Genomic DNA, 4,758 nt, shown 5'->3' on the forward strand with positions numbered 1-4,758 from the left:
TCACCCAGCCCATCAACACAGGGCCGTAAAAGAAACGGAACAAAACCCAGGACGCTTCAACCCGCCTTGGAGGGACTCGCCCTGCACGTCGTCGATGCCGCCGGCGACCACGACGTCGGTTTTACCCAGCGCAATCTTGCTGCATAACCCAGATAAAGATCCAGCCCACTCTCGACTAGGTCGAGGCGGGCTGAACGATTAAATGAAGCTTATCACGGCGCACGACACCCGCCAGACGGACGAACAAATGAGCAGGCAGCGAATGCGGTTGAATGGACGGTGTCAGGTTTTCGTGGCTGGGTGAATTTTCTTGCATCATCAATCGCATGTAGAAATCGCGTACATCGTGTAGGCTCATACGCAGCACTAACAGCCCGAAAGAAGAACAAGAAAGCGCAAAGGAGGCGAACCGCGACGATGACCTATAACAATCAGCCGCTCGGGCGCTTCTTTAAGCAACTCTTCTAACAGGCTGACTTGACCATTTCCCGGGAAAGCGGCCCTGCTTATCCCGGACGTTGGTGCCAGCCGCGCGACCCGCGCGCAAACCTTTAAGTCAGCCGCCAAAGCAGGCCCTTTCTCACGAACTGCGTTACGCAAACGCAGAGAAAGGCTCTTTTATGCGCCTGCACAACTTCGCCTCCATTGTTGAAGACAAGACGGTGGCGCAGGCACAACTCGTCGCTGACCTGCCCTTCGTCTACCCACACGTGGCGCTCATGCCTGATGCCCATTTCGGCAAGGGCTCCTCGGTCGGCACCGTCTTCGGTACGCTGCGTGCCGTCATCCCGGCGGCCGTCGGCGTGGATATCGGTTGCGGCATGATTGCCGTGCGGACCCACCTTACGCACGCGGATATCCAGGACTTCGCTCTCGAGGACCTGCGCACCGCGGTCGAAGACTCCATTCCACTCTCGCCCGGAAACTACAACGGTTGGATCATGGACCCGCGCACCGAGGCCCGCACGCGCGAGCTCGCGCAGCTGGCCCAGGACACCGGCGTGGACCTTAGTCATTCGAAGAACTGGCGCCAGCAGTTGGGCAGCCTGGGCGGTGGCAACCACTTCATCGAGCTGTGTCTCGACGAATCCGACCGCGTCTGGCTGTTCCTGCATTCTGGCTCGCGCGGCGTGGGTAACAAGATTGCACAGAAGCACATCAAGGCCGCGCAGCGCCACTGTGAGAAGCACTGGATCCAGCTTGCGGACAAGGACCTGGCCTACCTCGTCGAGGGCACGGAAGAGTTCGACTCCTACATTGCGGATCTGCACTGGGCACAGCACTTTGCGCTGCTCAATCGCGATGAGATGATGGACCGCTTCCTCGACTGCGTCGCCACTTGGTCCGGCGCGGATCGCGAGAACCTCGAGCTCGAGCGCATCAACTGCCACCACAACTACACCCAGCGCGAGAACCACTACGGTAAGAACGTGTGGCTCACGCGCAAGGGCGCCATCAAGGCGGATGAGGGCGACCGCGGTCTCATCCCCGGCTCGATGGGCACCGCCAGCTACGTCGTGGAAGGCAAGGGCTACGCGCCGGGCCTCAAGTCTGCGCCGCATGGCGCAGGTCGCGTTATGTCTCGCACCCAGGCCAAGGCCCGCTTCACCGAGGCGGACCTTGCCGCACGCATGGAAGGCATCGTCTATCGTCCCGGCGCCGAGTTCGTCGATGAGATTCCGGATGCCTACAAGGACATCGACCGCGTGATGGCCGATGCCACCCAGCTCGTTGAGGTCAAGCACACCCTGCGCCAGATTCTCAACGTTAAGGGCACCTAACCTGCGCCATGATGGGACCGTCACTTTGAGTGACGGTCCCTTTTGCGCTTTCCGATGCCCCCTCCTGCAGCGTCGCACCAGCACGACGCTTTGCCTTATGTAAGGAAACGAAGCGCGTGACTACTAATGATTACTGCTTATTTATCGCGAAGGGCTGGAACCGCTCGGCCGGTCGGAGGTGAAAGCCGAGTATTAAACTGCGTCGAGGCGAGTTGGCGTTCAGCATCGTCGACCAACATGAAAACATCGTCAGCGAAGTAACCGAGAAGCCCGCCCGCACCGATGACTTTCTTACGCAGAATGCCAGCGTCGGTGAGTGAATCGAGAGCATCTCGGGCCGTGCTTGTCGATGAAATCCCCAGCTCGGACTTCACGATGGACACCGTGACCAAAGGCATGGCAGGAAGCTTCTTGAGCAGTTGGAACTCCGTCGAATTCGATTTCAATGCGCGCTTGCTTCCTTGCGCAGTGCGGTGGTGATTGACCTTGTCCATCCATTCTGCTTCTAAGGCGGCGACGCTATCCGCAAGGTCAGCTGCTTTGGTGGTGGCGACTTGTGCTGCCTCGACGAAGAAAGAGATCCATGCCAGCACGTCACCCTCGCGGAATTTCGTGAGTCCGTCGACGTAACGGTCACCGAGCGTTGCCAGAACCATACTGACGGGGAGAACCGCAGCATCGGTGAGCCCTCTGCGCTGCAAAAGCGCGTGAATCATGGCTCGCCCCACGCGTCCATTCCCATCCGGGAATGGGTGGATGGTCTCGAACTGTGCATGAACGAGTGCTGCTTGAACGAGCGCGGCGTGGTCTGCCCCGTTGAAGTATTCAATGAGATCGTCGAGGAGTCCTGGGACTTGTACAGGAGGCGGGGGGACAAAAGCCGCATCGATGGGGTGATAGTCAGACCCACCAATCCAGTTTTGAGTAGTACGTACTCCTTGCAAAGGCTTTTCTGCAACGAGCGCTGTCTGCATTGCAACAATGTCATCCAGGACCAGCTCGTCTTTGTAAGCCAAGTCTGCATTGATGGTGTCGAGGATGGCGACATTGCGGGCGACAGCTGTTGCGGATTCTTTGAATCCCCGAATTTCGGCATCTGATTCACGCGCGAGGATCGCCATGGCCACTTTGTCGGAGTTGGGAGCGATTCCTTCGATCCGGGAGGAGGCGACGGCCTCAGATCGGAGCAGGAGTCGCGCAACTCCTTCAAGGGAGTGGGTATTGTCTCTCATCCCGAGATTGTGAATCTCCCGCTCGATGCGAACGATACGTCGCGAGAGCTCGGACGGCAGTTTCAACGACATGCCTGCAAGGGAATCGGGAACGAAAGCGTGATACTTACCTCCCTGTTTGGCGCGTCGAGAAAGACCGCTGCCATCAGCGGGGATCCATTCCAATTCGACTGTCTTTGCCACAGTTGACTCCTCTCATGCGCTTGGGGCATTGGGGATAAGGTTTATCTTGGTAGATTGATATCCTAGTTTACCGGGATAGCCGTTATCCCGGTGGACTGCGAGCGCAATGCGCCAGATAACTCTTATCGTGAGTCACTGCTTTGTTAAAGACGCTTGATACGGTCCTATGCTTCGTATGGTTCTGGATGAGTGGAAAAGATTATCGGAACCAATCGCTCGATTTTGGGGTATTGGTACTAGCAATTCGGCACCAACGTCGCCGAGGATGATGATGCAGCGTCGCCCACAGAAAAGCTGGCTGATACGGAAAGAATCCGTCGGCGAGAGCGCGAAAGCCAGCAGCTTCGTGAAGAGTGCGATATTCTGCGCAAGGCCGCGAAGTATTTTGCTTAAAGAGACGACCTGGTGATCCGCTTCCAGTTCACTTGTGACCATATCCCCGACTACTCGGTCAAGCGGATGTGCACAGTCCTGGGCTTAAATCGGTCTTCGTATTACAAGTGGAAGAACTCGGCTCCGCGGCGCCGTGCGCGCCTTTTAGATGACGCTGTGGTGGCCGCGGAGATCCAGACCATTTTCGACGCTGAAAACGGCGTGTGGGGCGCTCGTCGCATCACCGCCGAACTCAACGACCCCACACGTCGCGACGGTGCTACAACCCCTGCCAAGCGGATCAATCGCAAAAAGGTGGCACGTTTGATGCGGGCCCAGAACCTGTTCGGATTTCAAAAGAAGCGCAGGGTCTAGACCACTGTGCGCGACAAAGGCCGGCGCGTGTTTGCAGACTTGGTCAACCGTGACTTCACAGCCTGCGCTGCAAATCGTGTGCTTGTTGGCGATATTACGTATCTGCCGATCGCAGACGGAACGAACATGTACTTGGCAACAATGATTGATTGTTTTTCCCGCAAACTTGTCGGCTTTGCTATCGCAGATCACGTGCGTTGCGAACTGGTAGAAGAAGCCCTCGAAAACGCTTCCCATCTGCGTGGAGGTCTTGATGGTGCGGTTTTCCACTCGGATCATGGAAGCGTGTATACCTCGTCGCAGTTCCAGGCAACATGCAAGCGCTTGGGCGTTACCCAGTCGATGGGCGCGGTGGGAACCAGCGCGGATAATTCGCTGGCTGAGTCGTTCAACGCGGCTCTGATACGGGAGGTCCTCAAAGATGCGAAGACATTCGCCAATCAACTGATCTGCCGCCGAGACGTCTTCCGGTGGTGCGTGCGCTACAACACGTGCCGTCGGCACACTTGGTGCGGGTATAAAACTCCCGATGAGTTCGAGTCCCAAGCCGCTTAAGGTCTGATAGGCTTACACCTACATTTTGTTCACCCCACGGTGTCTACTTTCCGGGGTCGGGCTCCTTGAAACCGTCGCTCACCAGCCGCCCAGAGTTCTCTTTCTGGAAGTCCTGAATTTTGATTAGGTCTGGGAGCATTACGGTGTTTCAATCATTCCAACTGGACGGGGAGATGAGGTATATGTCGTCGAAAGTTATTTGGCTTAATCGTTCTATGGGGTAATACTTATTTTAAGAGCATTACAGTGCAGAGTGGAAC

General features: G+C 56.9%; 2 protein-coding genes and 1 pseudogene. 2 read left to right on the forward strand and 1 reads right to left on the reverse strand.

What is annotated here, in order from left to right; all coding sequences use genetic code 11:
• Positions 1-620: 620 nt before the first annotated feature.
• Positions 621-1,781 carry an RtcB family protein gene (locus HMPREF3148_RS12970; RefSeq protein WP_049063227.1) on the forward strand — a complete coding sequence of 387 codons (1,161 nt, stop codon included), beginning with the start codon at positions 621-623 and terminating at the stop codon, positions 1,779-1,781.
• 137 nt (positions 1,782-1,918) lie between these two features.
• Here HMPREF3148_RS12970 and HMPREF3148_RS13775 read toward each other — a convergent pair whose 3' ends face one another.
• A complete protein-coding gene (locus HMPREF3148_RS13775; protein ID WP_070509298.1) occupies positions 1,919-3,196 on the reverse strand; it encodes a Fic family protein in 1,278 nt (425 codons plus the stop codon).
• Between the two features lie 201 nt (positions 3,197-3,397).
• On the opposite strand from HMPREF3148_RS13775, the pseudogene HMPREF3148_RS14100 reads away from it, so the two are divergent.
• A pseudogene (locus tag HMPREF3148_RS14100) lies at positions 3,398-4,498 on the forward strand (IS3 family transposase); the annotation flags it as partial.
• Positions 4,499-4,758 lie beyond the last annotated feature (260 nt).

The sequence above is a fragment of the Corynebacterium sp. HMSC05D08 genome (assembly GCF_001807215.1).
GTDB lineage: Bacteria > Actinomycetota > Actinomycetes > Mycobacteriales > Mycobacteriaceae > Corynebacterium > Corynebacterium striatum.